This is a genomic window from Rhizobium sp. C104 (assembly GCF_022354505.1).
GTDB lineage: Bacteria > Pseudomonadota > Alphaproteobacteria > Rhizobiales > Rhizobiaceae > Rhizobium > Rhizobium redzepovicii.
The window spans coordinates 3,805,489-3,831,902 of sequence record NZ_CP092348.1 but is presented as its reverse complement, the minus strand read 5'-3'; the positions used below and the strand labels follow the sequence as shown (position 1 = coordinate 3,831,902).

The window sequence follows — 26,414 nt, the reverse complement described above, 5'->3', positions numbered from 1 at the left end:
ACCCGGCTTGCACCGGGTTTTTTGACAAAGAAAAACAGGGTCGCCTTAAGCGGCTTCGTCCTGCGAATCGTCTTCTTCGATCGCCTTGCCGCGCTTCGGACCCTTGTTGAGATTGGTCTCGACGAGGCGGACGGCTTCGGTTTCCGACATCTTGTTGACGGCGGCGATTTCGCGCGCCATGCGGTCGAGTGCAGCCTCATAAAGCTGGCGCTCGGAATAGGACTGTTCAGGTTGGTTTTCGGCACGATAGAGATCGCGCACGACTTCAGCGATGGAAATCAGGTCGCCGGAATTGATCTTGGCATCGTATTCCTGGGCGCGGCGGGACCACATAGTGCGCTTGACGCGGGCCTTGCCCTGCACGACCTTCAATGCACGCTCGACGAAATCCGTTTCCGAAAGCTTGCGCATGCCGATGCTCATCGCCTTCGCGACCGGAACCTTCAGGCGCATCTTGTCCTTTTCGAAATCGATAACGAAAAGTTCGAGCTTCATGCCGGCAACTTCTTGCTCTTCAATAGCGGTGATGGTACCGACGCCGTGAGCGGGGTAGACGATCGATTCACCGGTCTTGAAGCCATGGCGTGCTGTGGAAGGCTTTTTCTGCTGAGTCGTCATTCTATTCAAAAACTCCCTGTTACGCTTCCGGCGGCGGCCGGAGCCGGGTCAGTCAGGCCCGGGTGAGACGGTAGAATCCGTCGGGTGACTTCACTCTGGTCCCATCGGGCAAAAGCAAAGAACTTCTTGCGCACGATCTTGGGACCCGGCGCTCAAAGCGTTGATATGTCACGGAAACCGCGTACGGATTTGGTTTTGCTTTCGTGATGGTTTTGGGCATGCGTCATGCCACAAATGGAACAGTAGACGAAACCTATCATAAAAATATGAGGAAATCAATAATTTGCTTCGCTTGAGTCATGCGGGCAACACATGTCCCCCATATTCCTCACGCAGCTTTTAAAACGTTTTACCCCACAGCCGCCTCAATCCGGCGGCCGATTATGGCCGCCGTCTCAATCGCCGGAACCGGGTTTTTCCGAGAAATACTTCTCGAACTTTCCGGTCTCGCCATCCATCTCCTTGGCCTCCGGCAACGGCTCCTTCTTGACCGTGATATTCGGCCAGATGGTGGCATATTCGGTGTTGATCTTCAGCCATTTGTCGAGGCCCGGCTCGGTATCCGGCTTGATCGCCTCGGCGGGACATTCAGGTTCGCAGACGCCGCAATCGATGCATTCGTCGGGGTGGATGACGAGGAAATTCTCGCCCTCGTAGAAGCAATCGACGGGGCAGACTTCCACGCAATCGGTGTATTTGCACTTGATGCAATTGTCGGTCACGACGTAGGTCATGAAGAACTCCAGGATTCCATGCTGATGGGGCCGGGCAACCTGGAACGTCGCGCCTATCCCCGTGCCGGAGGAAAAGCGTGGGCAGGCTTGGGAGGCAAGCACGCTTCCGGCAGGTTGTCAGTGACGTATCGGCTTTAACGCCGGATTTCAAGGATAAACGATCTGCAAAAGCCGCCACCGCGGGCAGAGTTTTCTAATCCTCGTCCGACATCAGCCTGTCGATTGCGCGTCGTTCCTTTTTGGTCGGCCGGCCGGTGCCGGTCGCCCGGATCGCCTGCTCGTAGGGGCTGAGGCGTTTTGCCTCATCCGGCGGCGGCGACAGGTCCTCGTAGAGCAGGCGGGCCTCCTCGTAAGGCCCCCGCCGCTCGCCGGCGAGTCGCATGACGAGAACGACGTCGCGCCGCTCCAGCGTCGAGCTCGATACGGTCGCCCGGCTTGACCATCTGGCTCGGATGATTGCAGCGCTCGCCGTTGATACGCACATGGCCCGACTGGATATGGCTCTGCGCCAGCGAGCGCGACTTCACCATACGCGCGAAGAACAGCCACTTGTCGATGCGCTGGCGCGAACCGCTTGTCGGCTGTGTCTCCCCGCTCATGATTACTTCTTCATCTGCTCCTTGAGAGCCGCGAGCTTGGCGAAAGGCGAATCCGGATCGATCGGCTTCTCCTTGCGCGGCGGCTTGGCTTCGAAGCGCAGCGGCTGCGAACCGCCGCGGTTGTTGTTGCGATCGTTGCGGTCATTTCGCTCGCCGCGATCCTTGCGGTCCTGCCGGTCACCGCGTGGCTGGTCGCCCCGTGGCTGGTTGTTGCGGTCGCCTCTTGGCTGCTGCGGCCGGCCGCCATCGCGGTTGCCGCCGTCCTTGCCGCGGTTGTGACGATTATTGTCGCGGCCTTCGCCGCCGCGATTGCCATCGCCGCCTTCACCACCACCCGGCCGGCGATTGCGGTCGCCGCGTTCCTGGTTCTGGCCCCGCTCCTGGCCCTGGCCGCCACGGCGTTCGCCATGCCCGCCGCGCGCCTGGCGCTGATTGTCGTTGCGGCCGCCGAGACGCCACAGAAGAACCGGCTTCGGTTCCACCGGCTCGCCGGTTTCCTCGGAAGCGGACACCGCTTCCTCAGGCGCGGAAGCTTCATCAGGAGCAGATGTCTCGACCGCTTCATCAGGAGCCGCGGTTTTCACCGTTTCCGCCACCGGCGTGTCGACATCAGCAGAAGCTGCCTCGGCCACAGATGGCTCGGCGGCAGTTTCTTCCGTCGCGCCGTCGGCATCGTCGTGATCGGCCTTTTCAGCTGTATCGTCGGCAGGCGTTTCCGCGGCCGTTGCCGGCACTGAGGCCGCATCCTGCGTCGCAAGATGTGCCGATGCCTCTTCCGCCTTCACCGCATCGGCGCGATAGCCGAGACCCTTGAGGATTTCTTCCATGTCCTCGAGCGTCGCCCCGAGGATCGACAGCATCGCCGTCGTCGTCGTGAAGCGGCGGCCGTCATAGGCGCCCTCCGGCCGGTTGCTCTGACCGGGCTTCCACTGCAGCAGCGGCCGGATGATATCGGCAAGCCGCTCGAGGATGTCGATGCGCACGGCACGCTTGCCGAGGAAGCGGAAGCCGGCGAGCTTATAGAACATCCGCTCGAAACTTGGGTCGGTGACGACCGAGGTGCGGCCGGCGGCAAGCACCGGAATGAGATCGCCGTAGCCCGGCTTGTCCAAACCGTCGTTCTTCAGCGCCCAGAGCAGCGTGATGAGCTCGGCCGGCGCCGGCTTCAGAAGTGCCGGAACGAAAATATGGTAAGCGCCGAAACGCACGCCGTAGCGGCGCATCGAGGCGCGGGCCTCCTGATCGAGCGACTTGACCTCCTCGGTCACGTCACGGCGGAACAGCACGCCGAGGTTTTCGACGAGCTGGAACGCGAGCCCCTTTGCCAGACCCTGCAGGTCCTCGGCGCGCGACAGATCATCGAGCGGCTTCAGCACCGTGCTGATATGATGATTGACGAAGCGTTCGACACGGGCGGCGACATGATCGCGGGCATTGCCCGTCAACTGCTCGTCGGCCAGCAGAATCACCCGCGGACGCATGATGTGATCGCTGCCCGAAAGCCGCGCCACCGGGTCGCCGATCCAACGGATCAGGCCATCCGAACCGATCGCCAGGTCACTGTTGCCAGCGGCATGGATTCGAGCCGCACGGGCCTCGAATTCGAGCGCGAGCGCTTTCTGCGACGCAGCCTGAACCGCCTTGGCATCCGGTCCGTCCGTTCCCGCCACCGGCGTGAAGCGGAATCCGCTCAATTGCCCTACATGATGTCCTTCAACGAAGACATCGCCATTCACACTGATTTCAGCTTCCAGCATCGCATTCTCTCTCAGGCGCTTCATGAGCACAGATGTCCTGCGATCAACAAAGCGTTTCGTCAACCTTTCATGTAACGCGTCGGACAATCGATCTTCGATTTCCCGCGTCTTTTCCTGCCAGTGTGTCGGATCGGCAAGCCAACCAGGCCGATTCGAAACATAGGTCCAGGTTCTTATCTGCGCGATTCGCGCCGAAAGCGTGTCAATTTCCCCATCTGTCCGATCGGAGCGATGAACCTGTTCCGCGAGAAACTGCTCGTTCACCGTGCCATAGCGCACGAGATCGGAAAAGAGGGTCGAGATAAGATCGGCATGTTGTGCCGGGGTGATACGCCGATAGTCGGGAAGCGCGCAAGCCTCCCAGAGTTTTTCGACCCGGGCCGGCCTGTCGGCAAGGTTGATCACCTCGGGATAACGTGAAAGCTGTTCCAGCGCCTGCTGGTCGACCGCAGGCAGCGCCCGCGTCAACCCCGCTACGCGCGGTCCCGCCTCGAGGCTGGCGCGCAGCGCTTGGATCGAGGAGAAGTCCATTTCGGTGGTGCGCCACTGCAAAACCTTGACGTTGTCGAATTCATGCCCTTCGATGCGCTGTACCAGCTCCTCGTCCAGGGGCGAAACCTGTCCGGTGACGCCGAAGGTACCGTCGCGAACGTGCCGCCCGGCGCGTCCGGCGATCTGGCCGAGTTCGCCCGGATTGAGATTGCGAAACTGGTAGCCGTCGAACTTCCGGTCCTGGGCGAAGGCGACGTGATCGACATCGAGGTTGAGGCCCATGCCGATCGCATCGGTCGCCACCAGATATTCGACATCGCCCGCCTGATAAAGCGCCACCTGCGCATTGCGGGTGCGCGGGCTGAGCGCGCCGAGCACGACAGCCGCGCCGCCGCGCTGCCGGCGGATGAGTTCGGCGATCGCATAGACCTCGTCGGCCGAGAAGGCGACGATGGCCGAGCGCTGCGGCAGCCGGGTGATCTTCTTCTGCCCGGCATAGAAAAGATGCGAAAGCCGCGGCCGCTCGACGATCGTGATGCCGGGCAGGAGCTGCTGCAGGATCGGCTGCATCGTTGCCGCGCCGAGCAGCAGCGTTTCCTCGCGGCCGCGAAGATGCAGGATGCGGTCGGTGAAGATATGGCCGCGCTCAAGATCGCCGGCGAGCTGCACCTCGTCGATTGCGACGAAGGCGGCCTTGGTCTCACGCGGCATCGCCTCGACGGTGCAGACCGAAAAGCGCGCATTGGGCGGCGAAATCTTTTCCTCGCCGGTGACCAGCGCCACATTCTGCGCGCCGACCTTCTCCACCACCCGCGTATAGACCTCACGCGCCAGCAGCCTGAGCGGCAGGCCGATCACGCCGGTCCCGTGAGCGACCATGCGCTCGATGGCATAATGGGTCTTACCGGTATTGGTCGGCCCAAGCACCGCGGTCACACCGCGCCCGCTCAGAATCATCGGCTGCGAAGTCAGAAGTCATGGTCCATGCAAATGAGGCGGGCAGCCCCCAGGAAAACAGTGCTCCCGCGACGGAAGCCAGAGAACACATGGACAGCCGCCGCCGCAAACGCAAGGGCAGATTTTAAAATGCTGCCGGGATTACGACCTTGGCGAGTCACGCGGACCGCCGGTATTTGCGATTCGGAACAGCGTGAGAACGAATCAGCGACGAATCGCTGACTCCCGATGATTCAGCTTTTGTTCACGGCTAAGTATTGATTTTGAATCACTTTTTCCCACTAGATGCTGAATCGTCTGACTCCCTCCGCTTGGCATTTTCGTCGCCGCCATCGGCGAATCCGGCCAGTGGCGAACAATCAAAAATTGCGCCTGAAATTAACCTCTCGACCAAAGCCGGAACGAATCGGCGACGAATCGCTGACCGCATCGTTTTCGCCTTTCGTTCACGGCCACATCTGGTGGCGAAACTCGGTCCATGCGCTATATGCGTATCGCCGATCGGCGTCCCCGTTCCGCCTTGTCCATCGGCATTAATCTTTCGGAAGCCGGATTCATATCCCGTTAAGCCGGGATGGTCGCCGGCGGCGCGCCGATCAAATACGGAACGAATCGCTGACGAATCGGCGACATCGGGACCTTCTCCCTTTGTTCACCGCAACATGTTGTATTTAAACGCCTTTTTAACCATACGGGCAGGTTTTCGATAGGGCGGGGGTCCCAGCGCGTCACATTTCCTGGCTTAACCGGGAACAAAAATCGCCAATGCGTGTTTCTGGTCCATTCAAATTGCGGATGAAATGAAGGAAACACACCATGCTTGGCACAATACTTCTTGTTATCCTCATTCTGCTCTTGATCGGAGCCTTGCCGAATTGGGGTTATAGCCGTGGCTGGGGCTATGGACCTTCTGGCGGTTTGGGGCTAGTTCTCGTGATTATCATTATCCTTGTACTCATGGGCCGCATCTAAAGGCCAACAAACCTGGGGAGTTACGACATGATGAAGAAGATTGTTCTTATTGGTGCGCTCGTCGGCGCCCTGGCATCCTGCACAGCGACCGAGCAGGGAACGGCGATCGGCGCCGGCACCGGCGCGGTCATCGGCGGTGCCGTGACCAACAGCTGGGGTGGTGCCGCCGTCGGCGCCGTTGCCGGCGGTCTGACCGGCGCTCTCATCGGCCAGTCGGTCGAACGCCGCGGCTACTGCGTCTATCGCGACCGCTACGGCCGCCGCTACGAGGCCCGTTGCCGCTACTGATCGGCAAAAGCATATCGGACTTCCCAACGGGCGCTTCGGCGCCCGTTTTTCTTTGATGGCCGCCTCCGTCAACGCGGCGTTGACGATCGGTCGCCAAAGCCAAACCTACCGACCTCCATCAGGCAGGTGCACATTTCCTTCATGAGCGCAGTGGGCAGGCGAATCCGCCCGGCGCATCTGAAAGGAACGCTTCCATGGGTCAGATTTTCCTGAATTCCGCTGTCGCCATTCTCATCGCCTTGGCTTTCCTCACAAGCGCGATTTCAGCTCTTCGCGGCCAGGATCGCTCGCCGCAGCGCGTGCCGGTCAAGATTCCGCCACGGCGTCACCAAAACACCGGCGGCCGTTCCTGATGTCCGCACGGCGGGCATCCATACAAAGAGCGATAGCGCGTCCGGCAAGACGCGCTATCGCTTTCAAGTCGATTCCGATTTCCGGGGCCGGTTAGACGAAGAACTGCCCGCCATTGGCGGTCAGCGTCGAGCCGGTGATGAAGCCGGCATCGTCGGAGGCGAGGAAGGTAACGCAGCGCGCAATTTCCTCAGGCTCGCCGAGACGCCCGACGGGAATCTGCGGAATGATACGTTCGTTCAGCACCTTCTCCGGCACGGCGAGCACCATCTCGGTTCCGATGTAACCGGGGCAGATGGCATTGACGGTGATGTTCTTGGCCGCCCCTTCCTGGGCCAGCGCCTTGGTGAAGCCGAGATCGCCGGCTTTGGCCGCCGAATAGTTCGCCTGACCCATCTGCCCCTTCTGGCCGTTGATCGACGAAATATTGACGATGCGGCCGAAGCTGCGGTCACGCATGCCGGTCCAGACCTGATGCGTCATGTTGAACAGGCCGGTGAGGTTGGTATTGATCACCTCGTGCCACTGCTGCGGCGTCATCTTGTGGAACATCGCGTCGCGGGTGATGCCGGCATTGTTGACGAGCACTTCCACCGGCCCGATCTCGCTTTCGATCCGGGCGATCCCCTCGCCGCAGGCGGCGTAATCCGAAACATCCCATTTGAACACCGGCACGCCGGTGGCGTCGTGGAAGGCTTTGGCCTTCTCGTCGTTGCCGGCATAATTGGCGGCAACCCTGTATCCGGCGTTTTTCAGCGCCACGGATATGGCCGCACCAATGCCGCGCGTACCCCCGGTGACCACAGCCACTCTGCTCATGTTCCGCTCCCCTTTTGTTTTCGCCCCGCTCTGGCGGGATTTTTCAATCAATGACGGATCGTATGCTGTTTAAAGTGCTTCGAAGCACATGGCGACACCCATGCCGCCACCGATGCAAAGCGTGGCCAGCCCCTTCTTGGCGCCGCGGCGCTTCATTTCGAACAACAGCGTATTGAGAACGCGCGCGCCGGAAGCGCCGATCGGATGGCCGATCGCGATCGCCCCGCCGTTGACGTTGACGATCGCAGGATCCCATCCGAGATCCTTGGTGACGGCGCAGGCCTGCGCCGCGAAAGCCTCGTTGGCTTCGACGAGATCGAGATCGCCGACCGACCAGCCGGCCTTTTCGAGCGCCTTGCGCGACGCCGGGATCGGGCCGGTGCCCATGATCGAAGGATCGACGCCGGCGGTCGCCCAAGAGACGATGCGGGCGAGCGGCTGGATACCGCGACGGACCGCCTCCGCTTCGCTCATCAGCACCGCGGCAGCGGCGCCGTCGTTGAGGCCGGAAGCATTCGCTGCCGTCACCGTGCCCTCCTTGTCGAAGGCCGGGCGCAGCTTACCCATCGCCTCCAGCGTGGCGCCATGACGGATATATTCGTCGGCATCGACCGTAACGTCGCCCTTACGCGTCTGAATGATGTAGGGGATGATCTCGTCGGCAAAGCGGCCGGCCTTCTGCGCCGCCTCCGCCTTGTTCTGCGAGGCGACGGCGAACTGATCCTGCTCGTCACGCGAAAGCTGCCACTGACGCGCGATATTCTCGGCGGTGATGCCCATGTGGTAGCCGTGGAACGCATCGGTCAGGCCGTCCTTGATCATGGTGTCGACCATCTTGGCGTCGCCCATCTTGACGCCGCCGCGCAAGTGCATGGCATGCGGTGCCATCGACATGGATTCCTGGCCGCCGGCAACGATGATCTTGGCGTCGCCGGTGGCGATCTGCTGCATGCCGAGCGCGACGGCGCGCAGACCCGAACCGCAGAGCTGGTTGACGCCCCAGGCTGTCGCCTCCTTCGGAATGCCGGCTTTTATCGCCGCCTGGCGCGCCGGGTTCTGGCCCTCGCCTGCAGCGAGCACCTGACCGAGGATCACCTCATCCACTTCGCCGGCATCGACGCCGGCGCGCGCGAGCGCACCCTTGATGACGGCCGCGCCGAGCTCATGCGCCGGAACCGTTGCGAAAGCGCCGTTGAACGAGCCGACGGCCGTTCGACCTGCACTGGCGATGACGATGGATGAATTGCTCATGGGGACGCTCCTCGTTTTCGTCTCACTTACATAAGAGGAAACTGGCAAAGCTTGGAGCGCAAGTCAAACGCGAAGACCGGCCGGGGTCATTTTTCGGCACGAACGCGAAAGCCCGAATTCATCTGCTCTGTGAAAGGTTTGCCGCATCGCACAAAGAGATTGTCACCGGCCTTCTTTTGCGTTTACAGTCTGAAGTGGAGGAATATCCATAATTCAGACGGGGGTCCAGGAGACTGATATGGCGAAGCATGAGGGTCAGATAGTCATCAAGAAATACGCCAATCGCCGCCTATACAATACAGGCACCAGCACCTACGTCACGCTGGAAGACCTGGCGGAGATGGTGAAGAAGGGCGAAGAATTTACCGTCCAGGATGCAAAAAGCGGAGATGACATCACTCATTCGGTGCTGACCCAGATTATCTTCGAGCAGGAATCGAAGACCGGCAACACGCTTCTCCCGATCTCCTTCCTGCGCCAGCTCATCACCTATTACGGAGACCAGATGCAGATGGTCGTGCCGAGCTTTCTCGAACATTCGATGCGCGCCTTCAGCGAACAGCAATCCCAGATGCGCGAGCAGGTAAACCGGGCCTTCGGTGAAACGCCGCTCGGCAAGAACCTGCAACTGCCGATGCAGATGGTCGAGGACCAGGTTCGCCGCAACACCGAGCTGTTTCAGCAGGCGATGCAGATGTTCTCGCCCTTCATGACGCCGCCGGCCAAGGAAAGCCGCAAGGCCGAGGCCAAGGATATCGATGAGCTGAAGGAACAGCTCCGCGCCCTTCAGAACAAACTCGACAACCTATAATCCGATCGAGACATCCCGTCCGGCGCTCCGGATCGACACGGCAAACCCGCCAATCACATCGATCAGAGCGATCGTCATCAAAATGAAGAAGACCTGCGTTGCAGCATCTCGGACGAGCAGAAACTCGACCAGGAAGGCGATGAAAACCAGCATCGACAATATGTGGTTGATGAGGTTGCCGGGACCCGTTCTGGTCGCTTTCAGGATTTCGAAGAACAGCACGACGAGCGCGATGACGATGAAAAGATCGCCGAGCGCCATGCTCCAGATCGCGCCTGATATCATCGACAACACGATGACGTCATGCTGCAGCGCCGGAATACCGCCCTCGCCCATCAGGCCGAGCATCGCCAGGTTGTAGAGAACGAACGGGATAATCATCAGCGGCATTGCAGCTATCATCGGCAATCTCCTTGGCGGCTGGAAGAATACTGCCGCAAAGCATTGCCCCACCGCAAGTCATTGCAAATATTATATCGCTGAATATGAAAAGGCCGGCGTGACGCCGGCCTTTAAGCGTTCGATCGGACGAGCCTAATCGGAAATTATGCGCTTTCCTTCGGCGTCAGAACCTGGCGGCCGCGATACATGCCGGTCTTCAGGTCGATGTGATGCGGACGGCGAAGTTCGCCGGAGTTCTTGTCTTCGACATAGGTCGGAGCCTTCAGCGCATCAGCCGAACGGCGCATCCCGCGCTTGGACGGGCTTGTTTTTCTCTTCGGTACAGCCATTTCTATTACTCCACTTGCGGGCAAAACATTCCCACGGCCAGACTGGCGGCCGAAACGGACATGTCGCGATTTCGGAATTTTGCGCGCTTATACATGCAAGGCGCGGCCTTGACCAGTCCCCATGCATATTTTTTGACACGCCGATGATTCCCACCTCAGACTTCGTCTTCCGGCACAACCCAAGGCTCGGCGCGCGCCGCCTCTTCCCATTTGCGCCAAGCCGGATGCGCCTTCATGGTCTGCATATAGGCGAGCGTATCGCTTCGGTCGACCAGCTCATAGATCTCGAACCGGTTGACGACGGGCGCAAACATCGCATCTGCGCCCCCGAAAGCGCCGAAGAGAAACGGCCCGCCGGATTGCTGCAAGAGATCCCGCCAGATCGCCTCGATGCGGCTAATATCGGTATCGACACCATCCGGCAGCGCGATCCTCGCCTTCGGCCGGCGGATATTCATCGGGCAGGCGCTGCGCAGAGCCCGGAAGCTCGAGAGCATCTCCATCGAAACCGACCGGGCGAGCGCCCGCTGGGCGCGATCGGCGGGCAGAAGACCGGCGTCCGGATGCAGCTCGGCGGCATATTCGATGATCGCCAGCGATTCCCAGATCTTCAACGCGCCATGCTGCAGAAGCGGCACCCGCCCGGTCGGAGACACGGCCTTGATATTGGGATTGCCCGCTGCGTCGTCGAAGGGGATCAGGACCTCCTCGAAATCGATACCGAGGCCCGTCAGCGCCATCCACGGCCGGAAAGACCAGGAGGAATAGTTCTTGTTGGCGATATAGAGCGTCGGTCTATCCATGGGCTTCTCCCGTTCAGACGTCGAAATCGAAAATCAGCAATTCGTGGAAATGGTTCATGTCCTCGAAGACGCAGAATGCCGGTAGCGTCAGCTCGAAAACAGGGGCCTTGCGGCGGATGTCCTCGGCAACGTCATCGAGCATCGCCTGCCAGCGCGGCAAGGCTTCGTCCTCCAGCCGTTCGATCGCATAGGCGAAGGTCATGTGAAACTTGTAGTCTTCATGGTTCGGCTGGCGATAGCCGAGGAGATCGGCAAACGCGTGGCGCCAGGCGCGCATGACCTTGCGGTCGTTCTCCGTCGCTCCGTCGAGGAGCAGGCCCGACGGGCGCGCTTCGACCACGGCGACATTGAAGGGGTCGGCCATCGAAAAACCTTCGAGCCGCGCCGCCATCAGTTCGGTCATGTCGCCGATCGGCGTCTCGAGCGGAAGATCGCCCGGCCAGAAATCCTGCCGGCGCCTGGTCTCGATGACGCCTTCGAAAAGCGTCATGTGAAGGCTCGATATCGGCGTGAAGAGGAACTGCTGGGCCTCCGGCATCGCCAGATATTTCTCCCGCGCCTCGATTAGCACCGTCTGCGTCCGCGAGCCTTTCTCGGCATGGCAGACAATGGTGTTCCCGGCTTCAGGCAAAAAGCCGCCGACCTTGCGATAACGGCTGCCGAGATGGGCGGGCGGGTTCGGATTGTGCGTCTTCGAATAGAAGAGAAGCTCGGGAGAAAACATCGTAGCGGTCATGGGCGACTCGAAGGTTCTGTTTGGACTGCACCGCCCATATGGCAGAACCAAGAATGTCAGATGACGCTCGAGGCTACCAATGACAAGTTCTGCTCTCACTCATAGATGCATTTGATGTAATCGCCGGAACCCTGTGCGCGTCTCTCGATCACGCCGGCAAGCCGGCGAAGGCCGCGGCCTGGTTTGCCGGCATTGCGGTCGATCGGGTTCGGCAGCGAGACCGCAAGCAGCGATGCCTGGCGCCGTGTCAGCTTCGAGGCCGGCACCATGAAATGATGCTGAGCCGCCGCCTCGATGCCGTAAATGCCCGGACCCCATTCGGCGATGTTGAGATAGATTTCCATCAGCCGCCGTTTCGACAGGACGAAATCCGTGGAGACGGCCAGCGGAAGCTCCATCGCCTTGCGCACGAAGGAGCGGCTGTTCCAGAGAAAGAGGTTCTTCGCCGTCTGCATCGGGATGGTGCTGCCGCCGCGCGTTGCCTGGCCCTTCAGCGTATCTTCGACCAGCAGGCGCATTTCCGCCCAGTCGACACCGCCGTGAAAGCAATATTGCCCGTCTTCGGACATCATCACCGACTGCACCACAACCGGGGCGATCTCATCAAGCGACACCCATCTGCGGTCATAGCCGCGCAGCAGTACGAGATCGCGCAGCATCAGCGTCGAGACGGGGTGAATGAACGGCAGCACGTAGAAAAAGATCAGCGCGTAAGGAAGGATCACCAGCGCCAGCACGGCAAGCACGATGCGTTTCAACACGCGCCGGTCTCCGAACCATTGCCGGCGAGCCGGCATGTCGGCGATGTCCTCTCTCTCCGGCGCTATATCCAATGTCCCCAACCCGATTTCGCTCCTGTCGTTCTCATAACGCCTGTAGGCCGCTTATGCCAGAGTGCGTGGCGAATCTTGCCGCGCCATCGACAATTCCGTTGCAAGCCCGGGGGCGCTCATGCCAAACAGCGCCCATGGATGCGAACCGGGACACTTTCGAGACGAGGCTGAAGAACAACGCCCGCGAGATCGAGGCGCTGCTCGATGCATTGCTTTTACCGAACGCCCTTTCCGACGAAATCGCCAGGCCCGAGACGCTGCGCAGCGCCATGCACTATGCCGTGCTGAACGGCGGCAAGCGGCTGCGCCCGTTCCTGGTGGTCGAAAGCGCCGCCCTTCTTGGCGGTGATGCCGAGGCCGCACGCCGCGTCGGCGCCGCACTCGAATGCGTCCACTGTTATTCGCTGGTGCATGACGATCTGCCCGCCATGGACGATGATGATCTCCGCCGCGGCAAACCGACTGTTCATATTAAGTTCGATGAAGCCACCGCGATCCTCGCAGGCGACAGCCTGCTGACCTACGCCTTCGATATCATCGCCGCGCCGGAAACTACGCTTGCCGATACGAGCAAGGCCTCGCTGGTGCTGGCGCTTGCCCGCGCCGCCGGTCTCGGCGGCATGGCCGGCGGCCAGGCGCTCGATCTCGCGGCGGAAAAACAAGCCCCTGACGAGGCCGGCATCATCCGCCTGCAGGCGATGAAAACCGGCGCGCTGATCCGCTTCGCCTGCGAAGCCGGCGCCCTCATCGCGGCGAGTCCGCCGGAAGATCGTCGCCGCCTGCGTGCTTTCGGCGAAAAGATCGGCCTTGCCTTTCAGCTCGCCGACGACATTCTCGACCTGACCTCTGATGCCGCGACCATGGGCAAGGCGACCGGCAAGGATGCGGCCCGCGGCAAGGGAACGCTCGTGGCGCTGCATGGCATCGAATGGGCCGAGGAGCAGCTCCGCCAGCATGTCCGCGATGCCGAGGCGCTGCTTGCCCCCTACGGCGCCCGCGCCTCGACGCTGATCGCGGCGGCACATTTCATCGCCGACCGGAAGAGCTGAAGCGTCACTCAGGCTGCCAGTATTTCCTTGAGGGCGGAAACCAGACGCGCGCATTCCTCGTCCGTGCCGATGCTGATGCGCAGGAAATCCGAAATGCGCGGCTTGGCGAAATGCCGGACGAGAACGCCACGCTCCCGCAGAGCCGCTTGAAGCGCAGCACCCGACCGGCTTTCATGCCTTGCGAAAACGAAATTCGCCTGAGACGGCAGCACTTCGAATTCCAACGCTTCGAGGTCCCGGACGAGACCGTTCCGGCTGGCGATCAGCTTCCTCCGACATGTCTCGAACCACGCCTCGTCCTTGATCGCTGCCGTTGCGGCAACCTGCGCCAGGCGATCGAGCGGATAGGAATTGAAGCTGTCCTTGACGCGCACCAGCGCCTCGATCAGGTCCCGCTGTCCGAGCGCGAAGCCAACTCGCAGGCCCGCAAACGAGCGGGATTTCGACAGGGTCTGAACGACAAGCAGGTTGGGATATTTGGAAATGAGCGGAATGGCGCTGTCACCGCCGAAATCGACATAAGCCTCGTCGATCACCACGACCGCATCCGGATGGGCGGCGACAAGCGCCTCTATGTCGGCAAGCGGCAGGCCGATGCCGGTCGGCGCATTCGGATTGGGTATGATGATCGCACCGCACGGCCTGTCGTAATCCGCAAGCCGGACCTGGAACTTGTCATCGACCGGCACTTCGATCGCTTCGATGTCGTATAGCAGGCTATAAGTCGGATAGAAGCTGTAGCTCACATCGGGATAGAGAAGCGGCAGCTCATGTTTCAGCAGCGCCTGAAACGTATGCGCAAGGACCTCGTCGGAGCCGTTGCCGACGAAGACCTCATCCGCCGTCAGGCCGTGACGGGCAGCGATCGTCTCGCGCAATTCCGTCGCCGCCGGATCGGGATAGAGCCGCAAACGATCATCCGCCGCTTGGCCGATCGCTTCGATCGCCTTCGGGGACGGCCCGTAGGGGTTCTCGTTGGTGTTGAGCTTGACCAGACCGGGAATGCGGGGCTGCTCCCCGGCGACGTAGGGTCGGAGCTTGCTGACGATGGGCGACCAGTAGCGGCTCATGCGAATTCGCCGACCTTCATTCCGCCGCCGTCCGCTGGCCGAAACGCTTCTCGATATAGTCGACGACGAGCGCCTCGAAGTCGGCGGCGATATTGGGACCGCGCAACGTCAGCGCCTTCCGGCCGTCGATAAAGACGGGGGCTGCCGGAGTCTCGCCGGTGCCGGGAAGCGAAATGCCGATATCGGCATGTTTGCTTTCGCCCGGTCCGTTGACGATGCAGCCCATGACGGCAACGTTCAGCGCCTCGACGCCCGGATATTTCTCGCGCCAGACCGGCATGTTCTTGCGGATGTCGTTCTGGATGTTCTGAGCAAGCTCCTGGAACACCGTCGACGTCGTGCGTCCGCAGCCGGGACAGGCGGCAACGACGGGCACGAACTGGCGGAAGCCCATGACCTGCAGGATTTCCTGCGCCACCTGAACTTCGCGCGTGCGGTCGCCGTTCGGCTCCGGTGTCAGCGACACGCGGATCGTATCGCCGATGCCCTGCTGCAGCACGAAGCCCATCGCCGCCGACGAAGCGACGATGCCCTTGGTGCCCATGCCGGCTTCGGTCAGGCCGAGATGCAGCGCGTGATTGGAACGCTCGGCGAGCATGGAATTGACGGCGATCAGGTCCTGGACCTGGCTGACCTTGGCCGACAGGATGATGCGGTTGCGCGGCAAGCCGATCTCTTGGGCAAGGGCCGCCGAAAGCAGCGCCGATTGCACGATCGCCTCGCGCGTCACCTGCCGGGCCGAAAACGGCGAGCCGGCTGCGGCATTCTCATCCATCAGCGCCGTCAGGAGATCCTGATCGAGCGAACCCCAGTTGACGCCGATGCGCACCGGCTTGTCATAGCGGATCGCCATCTCGATGATCTCGGCGAACTGCTTGTCCTTCTTGTCCTTGAAGCCGACATTGCCGGGGTTGATGCGGTATTTCGCCAGCGCTGCGGCACAATCAGGATGATCGGCAAGCAGTTTGTGGCCGATATAGTGGAAGTCGCCGATCAATGGCACGTCCATGCCGAGCCGCAACAGCCGCTCGCGGATCTTCGGCACGGCGGCCGCACTTTCGTCTCGGTCGACGGTGATGCGCACCAGCTCCGAGCCAGCCCGGTGGAGTGCGGCGACCTGCGCGACGGTCGAATCGATATCGGCCGTATCGGTGTTCGTCATCGATTGCACGACGACCGGCGCCCCGCCGCCAACGATGACGCCGCCGACATCGACGGCAACGGATGCGCGGCGCGGTTTCGGATCAAAATCGGCAATTGGAGACATTAAGAGTTCCTGGACCCCTGAAAACAGTGCCTTTCAGGTGGATCATGACTGCTTTCTTGTCAACCGCTCCTGATATCACTTTTGTTGGGAGGCGGCTTAATGGCCGCCGCCGGAGACTCCGTCGGCATAACGGGCTAGTTTGGAGAACAGCAGAACGACGAGCAGGAGTACCGGCAGCGCCATGAAGACCGCCGCAAAGCCGACATGCTCGGCGACGAAGCCGATCAAGGACGGCGCAACCAGCATGCCGGAATAGCCCATGGTCGTGACGACCGAGATGCCGATGCCGGGCTTGAGGCCGGGAATGTTGCCCGCCGCCGAGAAGGCGATCGGCACCATGTTGGAGATGCCGATGCCGCAAAAGGCAAAGCCCAGAATGGCAATCTCCGCATTCGGCGCCAGACCTGCAAGCAGCATGCCGACGATGGCAAACACGGTGCAGATCCGCAGCGTTTTGACGCCGCCCAGACGGTCGCGCACCAGGTCGCCGGCAAAGCGCATGATTGCCATCGTCGCCGAAAAGGCTGCAAAACCAAGGCCGGAGAGCGCCACGGAGGCATCCATTTCCTGGCGGAGATAGAGCGCGCCCCAGTCCAGAACCGCGCCTTCCGGCACCATGGAGAACAAGGCCATCAATCCGAGCAGCCACGGCAGCGGCACCATCGGCAGCCTGGTCTTTTCCTTCTTGGCATCGGGATGCGGCGGATCGGCCAGGATCATTGGCCAGGCGATCGCGAGAAAGATCGCCGCCAGCACCGTCGCCAGTTCGGCATGGCCGAGAATGCCCAGCTTGGAGATCACGATGCCGCCGAGACCCGAGCCGATCAGCCCGCCGAGGCTCCAGAAAGCGTGGCAGGACGACATGATGGAGCGACGCATGGATTTTTCGACCGACACGGCATTGGCATTCATCGCCACATCCATGGCGCCGATAAAACCGCCGAACAGGAAGAGCGAGATTGCCCCGGTGATCACATTCGGCGCGAGCGTCAATGCCAGGAGCAGCGGCAGCACGCAGACAGCCAGCAGCTGAACGACGATACGCGAGCCGTGTTTGGCAATCTGCGCCCCGGCGATCGGCATCATCACCAGCGAGCCGACGCCGAAGACAAGGATCATCAGCCCGAGTTCGAACTTGGAGAGCGCCAACCGCTCGGCAAAATCCGGGATCTTCGGCGCCCAGCAGCCGACGACGAAGCCGTTCATGAGAAAGAGCAGGGAAACCGCCGCCCTGCTTCTGGTGATGAAGCCGCTTCGAGCTGCCGGCGGCGCATTCACATGACTGTCCATTTCTCGGTCTTTCCTCATTGCCGGGCTTGCACGCCCGGTTTCCCTAAACTCGATGACGAGGGTCTCAGTTCGTTTTCTCGGCGACGACGGTCCTGCATCCGCGCGCGCGGTAATCGGCGAGAATGGCCGGATCGGCATCGTGCTCGACCACCAGGCATTCGCAATGGGCAACTGGCAGAATGCTATGGGGGCGGCAGTGCCGAATTTCTCCGAGGTTGCCGCCACCAATACCTTTCTGCTTCGCGACGCCGCATAGCGCTTGAACTCGGCATCTTCGAAACCGAACACGGTGATGCCGGCCTCAAGATCGACGCCGCAGGCGCCGAGAATGCAGAGATCGGGCGAAATCTGCTCCATATCCCGCAAGGCTTTGGCACCGAGCGAACCGCCCGTCTGCCGGTCCACCATTCCGCCGATCAAAATGACGTTGACGGCAGGCTTGTCGATCAGCGCCGCGGCGATCGCCGGCGCATTCGTTGCAGCCGTCAGCGCAAGTTCAGCCGGCAGTGCGTTGGCAATCGCCAGATTGGTGCTGCCGGCATCGAAGAATACCGTCGAACCGGCGGCAATCTGCTGTGTCGCAGCGCGCGCCAGCGCCCGTTTCCGGTCAACGGCAAAACCGATCCGCTGTGTCAGACTTCCATGCGCCGGCGAGATCGGCAATGCGCCGCCATAGACCCGCTCGCAAAGCCCTGCCGCGGCCATTTCGCGCAGATCGCGCCGCACCGTATCTTCGGAGACGCCGAATTCGAGCGCAAGTTCCGTCGCCAGCACGCGGCCGTTCAGCCGCAGCCTCTCGGAAATCACGCCCTGGCGCTCGCGCAACAAAAAATCCTGCATGTTTTTACCGGATTGAAATCTGTGAAACTAGAAACGTGCATAAACGCTTATGATCCGGCACACAATATGCACAAACACACATTTCCTGACGTTGTGAAACAAAGCTCCACCATGCGAAAGATCGCCTATTGACCGGTCAAGAGGCCTATCGATCGACCATTCCCCACTTCCCCGCCGGCATTCTGCCATCTGGTGCGCTCCCGTGAAAAACTCCGTCAGCCTGGGCATCCTGCTCACGAGCCTCGCCTATATGGCGTTCACATTCCATGATGCGATTATCAAGATCCTGACCTCAAGCATTCCGGTCTGGCAGATCCTGTTTTTCCGCAGTCTCACCATCCTTACCTTTGGCCGCGGCAAGCTCGTCCGCCAGACGATGCGATCGCCGATCATCAAGCCGATGATCGCCCGCAGCATCCTTCTTCTCTGTGCCTGGCTTTCCTATTATTCCGCGGCAAGCCGCCTGCAGCTGGCCGAAGTGACGACGCTCTATTACGCAGCACCCATCGTCGGCACCGTGCTTGCATGGCTCATCTTGAAAGAAGAGGTCACGCCTGCGCGCTGGCTTGCCGTCGGCGTCGGTTTCGTCGGCGTGCTAATTGCCTGCAACCCCATCGGTCTCACCATTTCCTGGCCGGTTTACCTGGCACTGCAGGCAGCCGTTCTCTGGGCCTCGGCCATGGTGCTGCTGCGCAAGACTTCGCTGCACGAGAAAACCATCGTCCAGCTTACCGTTTCCAACGTCTTTTTCCTTGTGATGACCGGTGTTGCCGTTCTCTGCACATGGAAGACCCCCGACATGGCACAGCTGCCGCTTCTCATTGCCACCGGCGTCGTCGCCGGATCCGCGCAGTTCGCTCTCTTCGAGGGCATGCGGCAGGCGCCGGTCTCCGTGCTCGCGCCGTTCGAATATACTTCCCTCGTCTGGGCCTTTCTCTTGGGTCATCTGATATGGGCCGATATCCCCACGCCCAATGTCGTATTCGGCGCGGCCATGATCCTCGCCGCCGGACTGATTATCATCGTCAGCGAAAAGCTGCGCCGCCGCATCGCGGCGTGATGCCCGTTTCTGCAGGATTCACAGCTCAGACGGCCGCTTGAGAAAAATATTTGCAGTTGCTGCTTTTATTCGCAGTTTTTTACGCTTCCGGCGCCCTAAATTTCTGCGAACTATCCCTCATCCGATGACAACCTCCCAAGGATGGATAAAACAATGAACTGGTTGAAAACCGTCGCCGTAGCCGCCCTCATTCAGGCCGCCGCCCTCCTGCCCGCCCATGCCGGCGAAAACCTCGCCGCCATCAAATCGGCCGGCGTCTTCAAGATCGGTACCGAGGGCACCTATGCGCCCTTCACCTATCATGACGAAAGCGGCAAGCTCGTCGGCTTCGACGTCGAGATCGGCGAAGCGATCGCTGCCAAGCTCGGCGTCAAGGCCGAGTTCGTCGAAGGCAAGTGGGATGGCCTGATCGCCGGCCTCGATGCCAAGCGCTACGACACCGTCATCAACCAGGTCGGCATCACCGAAGCCCGCAAGCAGAAATATGATTTCTCCGAGCCCTATATCGCCTCCAAGGCCGTGCTGATCGTCCGCGACGGCGACGACAGCATCAAGACCTTCGCAGACCTGAAGGGCAAGAAATCCGCCCAGTCGCTGACCAGCAACTTCGGCAAGATCGCAACCGAAGCCGGCGCCGAACTCGTCGGCACCGATGGTTTCGACCAGTCGATCCAGCTCGTGCTGACCAAGCGCGCCGACGCGACGATCAACGACAGCCTCTCCTTCCTCGATTTCAAGAAGCACAAGCCGGACGCGCCGGTGAAGATCGCCGCCGAACAGGAAAATGCCGATTATTCCGGCGTCATCATCCGCAAGAATGAGCCGGAGCTTCTGGCCGAAATCAACAAGGCGCTCGCCGACATCAAGGCCGACGGCACTTATAAGAAGATCGCCGACAAGTATTTCGGCCAGGACGTTTCGAAGTAAGTCCATTCAAGAAAGTCCCCTCCCCAACCCCTCCCCACAAGGGAGGGATTTCGAAGGCGGACCGCCTCATCTCAAAATAACCGTTTCGGCCCGCAGTTCGGCTGCTATTTCGCGCGGCGAGAGACTGGGCAAGTCCCTCCCCCTTGTGGGGAGGGGTTGGGGAGGGGTACAGCTCGAACGCACCAATCCACGAGAGGGAGCACCCCTTTGCCCCACTGGCTTCAACTGATGGCGGAATCGCTCCCCTCGCTCCTCTGGGCGGGATTGATCTTTACCATTCCCCTCACGCTGCTGTCCTTCGTCTTCGGCCTGATCCTCGGCCTGATCACCGCGATTGCCCGGCTTTTCGGCCCGGGACCTGTCGCGGCCATCGCCCGTTTTTATGTCTGGGTCATCCGCGGCACGCCGCTGCTCGTGCAGCTCTTCGTGATTTTCTACGGCCTGCCGAGCATCGGCATTCTGCTCGATGCCTTTCCCGCCGCCCTGATCGGCTTTACCCTGAATATCGGCGCCTACAGCTCCGAGATCATTCGCGCCGTCATCTCCTCGGTGCCCAAGGGCCAGTGGGAGGCCGCCTATTCGATCGGCATGAGCTGGCGGCAGGCAATGAGCCGCACCATCCTGCCGCAGGCCGCCCGCGTCGCCGTGCCGCCGCTGTCGAACACCTTCATCTCGCTGGTCAAGGATACTTCGCTGGCCGCCGCCATCACCGTGCCGGAGCTTTTCCAGGCGGCGCAGCGCATCGTTGCCACCACTTATGAGCCGCTGATCCTCTATATCGAGGCGGCGCTGCTCTATCTCGTGCTGAGCTCCGTCCTTTCGCAGCTGCAGGTACGGCTGGAACGCCGCTTCGCACGGTATGGCGGCATGCTGGAGGCCAATGCATGATCGAGCTTTCCAACATCGAAAAGCGCTTCGGCGACGCCGTCATCCTCAAGGATATCACCATCCGTATTCCCGAAGGCAGCGTCACCGCGCTGGTCGGCCCCTCAGGCGGCGGCAAAAGCACGCTGCTGCGCTGCATCAACCTGCTCGAAATCCCGACATCAGGCGCGATCCGACTCGGCGTAGAAACGCTGTCCTTTGCCCCGGGCAAACGAACGAGCTGGCAGGCGATCCAGAAGATCCGCCGCCAGACCGGCATGGTCTTCCAGAATTTTCAGCTTTTCCCGCATCAGACCGCGATCGAGAATGTCATGGAGGGCTTGGTGACAGTGCTGAAATGGCCGCGGGAAAAGGCGCGTGAACGCGCTATGGAGCTGTTGACCAAGGTCGGCATGACCCACAAGGCCGACGCCTGGCCGTCGACGCTCTCAGGCGGTCAGCAGCAGCGTGTGGCGATCGCACGCGCCTTGGCGCCGTCGCCGCGCGTACTTCTCTGCGACGAGCCGACCTCGGCGCTCGATCCGGAACTCTCGGCCGAAGTGGTCGACGTACTGGGTCAGCTTGCCCGCGAGGGCACGACGATGGTGATGGCGACCCACGATCTCCGGCTCGCCTCGAAGATCGCCAATGACGTCGTCTTCTTGGAAGCGGGCAGCGTCGTCGAGACGGGCAGCGCCAGGGCGATCTTTACTGCGCCGGAACGCGAACGCACCAAGCGCTTCATCTCGACGATCAACGCCGCCGCCCATACCTACGATATCTGAGGCAATGCCGGGATGCTGCCATCCCGGCATTGCCGGAATACCGGTCAGGAGGCCGTGACGACGGCGCGCGCGGCCTTCAGCGCATTGCCCCACCAGGTGATCTGGTCAAGCAGGTTCTTGGCGGCTTCGTTGAGATGCGGGTAGTCGCCAAGGCCCTTGCCCTCCTTGAGAACGGCAAGGTATTCGCTGAATGCGATGTGGACCCCGGTCTTGACGGAAGCAGCGCTCATTTCCACGAAGATCAGCCGCAGCTGCTCGACCGCCCGTGCGCCACCGACGCCGCCGTAACCAACGAAACCGACCGGCTTCTGGATGAATTCGCCGAGATCGATCGCGTTTTTCAGAACCGCCGTCGGAGCATGGTTGTACTCGGCGACGGTGAAGATGAAGCCGTCGAATTCGCGCAGCTTCTTTTTCCAGCGCTCGGCGGATTCGCTTTCCGCCGTGGTGGCGCGCTCTTCGCCGAAGAAATGCATCGGATAGTCGAAAAGATCAAGAACCTCGACGTCCAGATCGGAACGCTGGCCGGTGAGGTCAGCGATCCACTTGGCCGGGTGCTGGGCGAAACGGCCGATACGCGTGCTGCCGACAATGACGGCAATCTTCAGCTTGCTCATGGGGATCTTTCCTGTTGAATGACGGGTTTGCTGGAACGTTACGGCCGATAGGACGCGCTACGAACGCTCCTCGCTTTCAATGGCGTATAATCCTTTAGGGTTATGCGCCCGCCATTTCTAGGAAATAAGCCCCATGCCCGGCAAGCCGGGGGCTGCAGGAAACGGTCAAAAGTTCCGCATTCCCGTCGGCCGAACGCACACAATCGGGTGATTGATCACGAATGATGCGCTGCCGGAGCGACGTCGAGCGCTCCGGCAGGCCGAATTGCTTAGCCGCCGTAGACGACGAGCAGGTCCTTGGCGTCGATCTGATCGCCCGCCTTGACCAGCACCTCGGCGATCGTGCCGTCCTTCTCGGCATGCAGCGCCGTTTCCATCTTCATCGCCTCGATCGAGACGAGCACGTCACCGGCGCTGACGGCCTGGCCTGAGGAGACGAAGACGCGCGAGATGACGCCCGGCATCGGCGCACCGACATGGACGGCATTGCCGGGTTCGGCCTTGCGGCGGACCGCTGCTCCCGTCGCCCCATGGGCGCGGTCCGGCACCTTGATGCGGCGCGGCTGGCCGTTGAGCTCGAAGAAGATGGTGACCATGCCCTGGCTGTCGGTGGCGCTCATCGCCTGGTTGACGATGACAAGAGTTTTGCCGCGTTCGATATCGGCAAACAGCTCCTCGCCATCACCGAGGCCGTAGAAGTAGGCAGGCGTCGGCAGCACCGAGACCGGGCCGTAGGTATCGGAAGCGAGCGCGAAATCGGTGAAGACCTTCGGATACATCAGATAGGAAGCGAATTCGAAGTCGCTGACCTCCCGCTCCAGCTTCGTCTCGATGACCTTACGCTCGGCATCGAGATCGGCCTCCTTCAGCAACGAGCCGGGACGCACTGTATAGGGTTTGTCGCCCTTCAGCGCCTTCTTCTGCAGCGCCTCCGGCCATCCCGACGGCGGCTGGCCGAGATCGCCTTTCAGCATCGAGACGACCAATTCCGGGAAGGAGACCTCGCGTTCGGGGCTGACGACGTCGGCAACCGTCAGGTCCTGGGACACCATCATCAGCGCCATGTCGCCGACCACCTTGGAAGACGGCGTCACCTTGACGATATCGCCGAACATCTGGTTGGCGTCGGCATAGGCCTGCGCCACCCGGTGCCAGCGGGTCTCCAGACCGAGCGAGCGGGCCTGCTCCTTGAGGTTGGTGAACTGGCCGCCCGGCATTTCATGCAGATAGACTTCCGAGGCCGGCCCCTTCAGATCGCTTTCGAAGGCGGCATACTGGTTGCGAACGGCCTCCCAATAGAAGGAGATGCGGCGGATCCATTCCGGATCGAGGCCCGGATCGCGCTCCGACCCGCGCAGCGCCTCGACGATCGAACCGAGACAGGGCTGCGAGGTATTGCCGGAGAGCGCATCCATCGCCGCATCGACGGCATCGACGCCGGCTTCGACCGCGGCAAGCACGGTTGCCGCCGCAATCCCCGACGTATCATGCGTATGGAAATGGATCGGCAAGCCGGTCGCCTCGCGCAGCGCCTTGAACAGCACCTTCGCCGCCGCGGGCTTGAGCAGGCCGGCCATGTCCTTGAGCGCGATGATATGGGCGCCGGCCTTTTCCAGCTCGACGGCAAGGTCGGTATAATATTTCAGATCGTATTTCGGGCGCGCGGAATTGAGAATATCGCCGGTATAGCAGATCGCCGCCTCGCAGAGCTTGTTCTCCTCGGCGATGGCATCCATCGACACCCGCATGTTCTCGACCCAGTTCAGGCAGTCGAAGACGCGGAAGAGATCGATGCCGCCGCGGGCCGCCTGGCGGACGAAGTATTTGACGACATTGTCGGGGTAATTGGTGTAGCCGACGCCGTTGGCGCCGCGCAGCAGCATCTGCAAGAGCAGGTTCGGCGCGCCCTCGCGGATCAGCGCCAGCCGTTCCCACGGATCTTCGGTCAGGAAGCGCATCGAGACGTCGAAGGTGGCGCCGCCCCAGCATTCAAGCGAGAGCAGGTTCGGCAGCGCATGCGCATAGGTGCCGGCGATGCGGGCGATGTCATAGGTGCGCATGCGGGTGGCGAGCAGCGATTGGTGGCCGTCGCGCATCGTCGTGTCGGTCAGGAGCACGCGCTTCTCATTGCGCATCCATTCGCCGAACTTCTTCGGGCCGAGCGTGTCGAGCAGCTGCTTGGTGCCGTCCTTGACGCCATTGCCGTTGGCATAGGGAACGACCGGCTGGGCAGCATTTTCCAGCGGCCGCGGTCGGTCCTTGGCTTCGGGATGGCCGTTGACGGTGACGTCGGCGAGATAGGTGAGCAGCTTCGTTGCGCGGTCCTGGCGCTTGACCTGCTGGAAGAGCTCCGGCGTCGTGTCGATGAAACGGGTGGTGTAGCTGTTGTCGCGGAATTTCGGGTGGCCGATGATCGCTTCGAGGAAGGTCAGATTGGTGGCGACGCCGCGAATACGGAATTCGCGCAGCGCCCGGTCCATGCGGGAAATCGCTTCGGAGGGGTTCGGCGCCCAGGCCGTGACCTTGACGAGCAGCGGATCGTAATAGCGGGTGATGATGGCGCCCGAATAGGAGGTGCCGCCATCAAGGCGGATACCGAAGCCGGAGGCCGAGCGATAGGCGGTGATGCGGCCATAATCCGGAATGAAGTTGTGCTCCGGATCTTCGGTGGTGATACGGCACTGCAGCGCATGGCCGTTGAGACGGATGTCGGCCTGAGCGGGAACGCCGGATTCCGGCGTACCGATCGCGGCGCCGTCAAGGATGTGGATCTGCGCCTTGACGATGTCGATGCCGGTGACGACTTCGGTCACCGTATGTTCGACCTGGATGCGCGGATTGACCTCGATGAAGTAGAATTTGCCGGTATCGGCATCCATCAGATATTCGACGGTACCGGCACCGACATAATTGGTCGCCGCGGCGATCTTCAGCGAATAGGCGGCAAGTTCCTGGCGCTGCGCCTCGGATAGATAAGGGGCCGGCGCCCGCTCGACAACCTTCTGGTTGCGGCGCTGGATGGAGCAGTCGCGCTCGAACAGATGCACGACATTGCCGTGCGTATCGCCGAGAACCTGGCTTTCGACATGGCGGGCGCGCTCGACGAGCTTTTCCAGATAGACCTCGTCCTTGCCGAAGGCGGCCATCGCCTCGCGCTTGGCCTCGGTCACCTCGCGGGCAAGATCCTTCGGGTCGCGGATGGCGCGCATGCCGCGCCCGCCGCCGCCCCAAGAGGCCTTCAGCATCACGGGATAACCGATCTCTTTCGCCATCTTCGCCACCACGGCCATATCGTCGGGCAACGGCTCGGTCGCCGGCACGACAGGCACACCGACCGAGATCGCCAGATTGCGGGCGGCAACCTTGTTGCCCAGCTGGCGCATCGTATCGGCCCTCGGGCCGATGAAGATGATACCGGCCTTGTTGCAGGCATCGACGAATTCGGGGCTTTCCGACAGCAGGCCGTAACCCGGGTGAATGGCGTCGGCGCCCGAGAGCTTGGCGACGCGGATCACCTCGTCGATCGACAGATAGCTCTCGATCGGTCCTAGATCACGCGCCAGATGCGGGCCGCGGCCGACCTGATAGCTTTCGTCCGCTTTGAAGCGATGAAGCGCCAGCTTGTCCTCCTCAGCCCAGATCGCCACGGTTTTTATTCCAAGCTCGTTGGCCGCGCGGAACACGCGAATGGCAATTTCGGAGCGATTGGCAACGAGAATCTTGGAAATGGGCAAAACGGTCTCCTCAGACGTTCAGACGCGGGCATGCTGCACCCGCGAAGGAAATTCTTAACTTCTTGTCACAGGAAGTTCAATTTCTCTTGCGACTGCGAAATGCAATTTCTCGCCATTCTGGATGCGGATGCAGCCTCGCCGGATCGGCCCAGATCCGAA

At 61.3% G+C, this 26,414-nt stretch carries 24 protein-coding genes and 2 pseudogenes; 9 read left to right on the top strand and 17 right to left on the bottom strand.

Annotated elements, in window-relative coordinates; all coding sequences use genetic code 11:
• Positions 1-45: 45 nt before the first annotated feature.
• From MF410_RS20025 to MF410_RS20010, 4 genes and pseudogenes are all read right to left on the bottom strand, one after another.
• Positions 46-618, bottom strand: coding sequence for a CarD family transcriptional regulator (locus MF410_RS20025; protein WP_003543775.1), 573 nt, complete (start codon positions 616-618; stop codon positions 46-48).
• 395 nt (positions 619-1,013) lie between these two features.
• Complete coding sequence (gene fdxA / locus MF410_RS20020) at positions 1,014-1,352, bottom strand: ferredoxin FdxA (RefSeq protein WP_007632346.1); 339 nt, start codon at positions 1,350-1,352, stop codon at positions 1,014-1,016.
• 193 nt (positions 1,353-1,545) lie between these two features.
• Positions 1,546-1,951: pseudogene (locus MF410_RS20015) on the bottom strand (RNA-binding S4 domain-containing protein).
• 2 nt (positions 1,952-1,953) lie between these two features.
• Positions 1,954-5,157 (bottom strand): helicase-related protein, encoded by a 3,204-nt coding sequence (locus tag MF410_RS20010; RefSeq protein ID WP_239619996.1) that lies wholly within the window; start codon positions 5,155-5,157, stop codon positions 1,954-1,956.
• A gap of 816 nt (positions 5,158-5,973) precedes the next feature.
• Here MF410_RS20010 and MF410_RS20005 point away from each other — a divergent pair.
• The 3 genes from MF410_RS20005 (at position 5,974) to MF410_RS19995 (ending at position 6,770) form a co-directional block, all read left to right on the top strand.
• Positions 5,974-6,129 (top strand): DUF3309 family protein, encoded by a 156-nt coding sequence (locus MF410_RS20005; RefSeq protein WP_003543790.1) that lies wholly within the window; start codon positions 5,974-5,976, stop codon positions 6,127-6,129.
• A gap of 27 nt (positions 6,130-6,156) precedes the next feature.
• Positions 6,157-6,417 (top strand): glycine zipper domain-containing protein, encoded by a 261-nt coding sequence (locus MF410_RS20000; protein WP_003543792.1) that lies wholly within the window; start codon positions 6,157-6,159, stop codon positions 6,415-6,417.
• 194 nt (positions 6,418-6,611) lie between these two features.
• A complete protein-coding gene (locus MF410_RS19995; RefSeq protein ID WP_165503890.1) occupies positions 6,612-6,770 on the top strand; it encodes a hypothetical protein in 159 nt (52 codons plus the stop codon).
• Positions 6,771-6,861: 91 nt separating this feature from the next.
• On the opposite strand, the gene MF410_RS19990 is transcribed toward MF410_RS19995, so the two are convergent.
• A complete protein-coding gene (locus tag MF410_RS19990; protein ID WP_012559314.1) occupies positions 6,862-7,587 on the bottom strand; it encodes a beta-ketoacyl-ACP reductase in 726 nt (241 codons plus the stop codon).
• Positions 7,588-7,656: 69 nt separating this feature from the next.
• Entirely contained in the window at positions 7,657-8,838 is a 1,182-nt protein-coding gene (locus tag MF410_RS19985; protein ID WP_097625013.1) for an acetyl-CoA C-acetyltransferase, read from the bottom strand.
• A 238-nt stretch (positions 8,839-9,076) separates the two neighbouring features.
• Between MF410_RS19985 and phaR the strand changes: the two genes are divergently transcribed.
• Positions 9,077-9,649 carry a polyhydroxyalkanoate synthesis repressor PhaR gene (gene phaR / locus MF410_RS19980; RefSeq protein ID WP_003583046.1) on the top strand — a complete coding sequence of 191 codons (573 nt, stop codon included), beginning with the start codon at positions 9,077-9,079 and terminating at the stop codon, positions 9,647-9,649.
• Here the strand turns inward: phaR and MF410_RS19975 are convergent.
• The 5 genes from MF410_RS19975 to MF410_RS19955 all read right to left on the bottom strand — a co-directional run bounded on the left by MF410_RS19975 (position 9,644) and on the right by MF410_RS19955 (position 12,752).
• Positions 9,644-10,051 carry a hypothetical protein gene (locus MF410_RS19975; RefSeq protein WP_003589652.1) on the bottom strand — a complete coding sequence of 136 codons (408 nt, stop codon included), beginning with the start codon at positions 10,049-10,051 and terminating at the stop codon, positions 9,644-9,646. The genes phaR and MF410_RS19975 overlap by 6 nt on opposite strands.
• A gap of 143 nt (positions 10,052-10,194) precedes the next feature.
• The gene (rpmF, locus tag MF410_RS19970) at positions 10,195-10,380 is read right to left on the bottom strand and encodes a 50S ribosomal protein L32 (RefSeq protein WP_003543812.1); all 186 of its coding nucleotides are present in this window, start codon (positions 10,378-10,380) and stop codon (positions 10,195-10,197) included.
• A gap of 155 nt (positions 10,381-10,535) precedes the next feature.
• Complete coding sequence (locus MF410_RS19965; protein ID WP_097625014.1) at positions 10,536-11,183, bottom strand: glutathione S-transferase family protein; 648 nt, start codon at positions 11,181-11,183, stop codon at positions 10,536-10,538.
• Positions 11,184-11,196: 13 nt separating this feature from the next.
• Entirely contained in the window at positions 11,197-11,919 is a 723-nt protein-coding gene (locus MF410_RS19960; protein ID WP_097625015.1) for a DUF1868 domain-containing protein, read from the bottom strand.
• A gap of 95 nt (positions 11,920-12,014) precedes the next feature.
• Entirely contained in the window at positions 12,015-12,752 is a 738-nt protein-coding gene (locus tag MF410_RS19955; protein WP_097625016.1) for a transglycosylase domain-containing protein, read from the bottom strand.
• 134 nt (positions 12,753-12,886) lie between these two features.
• Here MF410_RS19955 and MF410_RS19950 point away from each other — a divergent pair, with 134 nt between their 5' ends.
• Positions 12,887-13,801 carry a polyprenyl synthetase family protein gene (locus MF410_RS19950; protein ID WP_097625017.1) on the top strand — a complete coding sequence of 305 codons (915 nt, stop codon included), beginning with the start codon at positions 12,887-12,889 and terminating at the stop codon, positions 13,799-13,801.
• 8 nt (positions 13,802-13,809) lie between these two features.
• Here the strand turns inward: MF410_RS19950 and hisC are convergent, their stop codons facing one another.
• From hisC to MF410_RS19930, 4 genes and pseudogenes are all read right to left on the bottom strand, one after another.
• On the bottom strand, positions 13,810-14,871 hold the full coding sequence (gene hisC / locus MF410_RS19945) for a histidinol-phosphate transaminase (protein ID WP_097625018.1): 1,062 nt from the start codon (positions 14,869-14,871) through the stop codon (positions 13,810-13,812).
• Positions 14,872-14,887: 16 nt separating this feature from the next.
• Complete coding sequence (ispG, locus tag MF410_RS19940) at positions 14,888-16,138, bottom strand: flavodoxin-dependent (E)-4-hydroxy-3-methylbut-2-enyl-diphosphate synthase (RefSeq protein ID WP_097625019.1); 1,251 nt, start codon at positions 16,136-16,138, stop codon at positions 14,888-14,890.
• Between the two features lie 96 nt (positions 16,139-16,234).
• Positions 16,235-17,428, bottom strand: coding sequence for an MFS transporter (locus tag MF410_RS19935; RefSeq protein WP_097625020.1), 1,194 nt, complete (start codon positions 17,426-17,428; stop codon positions 16,235-16,237).
• 64 nt (positions 17,429-17,492) lie between these two features.
• Positions 17,493-18,268, bottom strand: a pseudogene (locus MF410_RS19930) (DeoR/GlpR family DNA-binding transcription regulator).
• Between the two features lie 202 nt (positions 18,269-18,470).
• Here MF410_RS19930 and MF410_RS19925 point away from each other — a divergent pair.
• From MF410_RS19925 to MF410_RS19910, 4 genes are all read left to right on the top strand, one after another.
• Positions 18,471-19,328, top strand: a complete 858-nt coding sequence (locus MF410_RS19925; protein WP_097625022.1) for a DMT family transporter — start codon at positions 18,471-18,473, stop codon at positions 19,326-19,328.
• Positions 19,329-19,481: 153 nt separating this feature from the next.
• Entirely contained in the window at positions 19,482-20,255 is a 774-nt protein-coding gene (locus MF410_RS19920; RefSeq protein ID WP_097625023.1) for an amino acid ABC transporter substrate-binding protein, read from the top strand.
• A gap of 207 nt (positions 20,256-20,462) precedes the next feature.
• Positions 20,463-21,143 carry an amino acid ABC transporter permease gene (locus MF410_RS19915; protein WP_064841116.1) on the top strand — a complete coding sequence of 227 codons (681 nt, stop codon included), beginning with the start codon at positions 20,463-20,465 and terminating at the stop codon, positions 21,141-21,143.
• A complete protein-coding gene (locus tag MF410_RS19910) occupies positions 21,140-21,904 on the top strand; it encodes an amino acid ABC transporter ATP-binding protein (RefSeq protein WP_097625024.1) in 765 nt (254 codons plus the stop codon). The genes MF410_RS19915 and MF410_RS19910 overlap by 4 nt, the downstream gene beginning before the upstream one ends.
• Positions 21,905-21,948: 44 nt before the next feature.
• Here the strand turns inward: MF410_RS19910 and MF410_RS19905 are convergent, their stop codons facing one another.
• Together MF410_RS19905 and pyc are read right to left on the bottom strand one after the other, a co-directional pair.
• Positions 21,949-22,521: an NAD(P)H-dependent oxidoreductase gene (locus MF410_RS19905; RefSeq protein WP_097625025.1), complete on the bottom strand. Its 573-nt coding sequence runs from the start codon at positions 22,519-22,521 to the stop codon at positions 21,949-21,951.
• 269 nt (positions 22,522-22,790) lie between these two features.
• Complete coding sequence (gene pyc / locus MF410_RS19900) at positions 22,791-26,255, bottom strand: pyruvate carboxylase (protein ID WP_239619993.1); 3,465 nt, start codon at positions 26,253-26,255, stop codon at positions 22,791-22,793.
• Between the last annotated feature and the right edge of the window lie 159 nt (positions 26,256-26,414).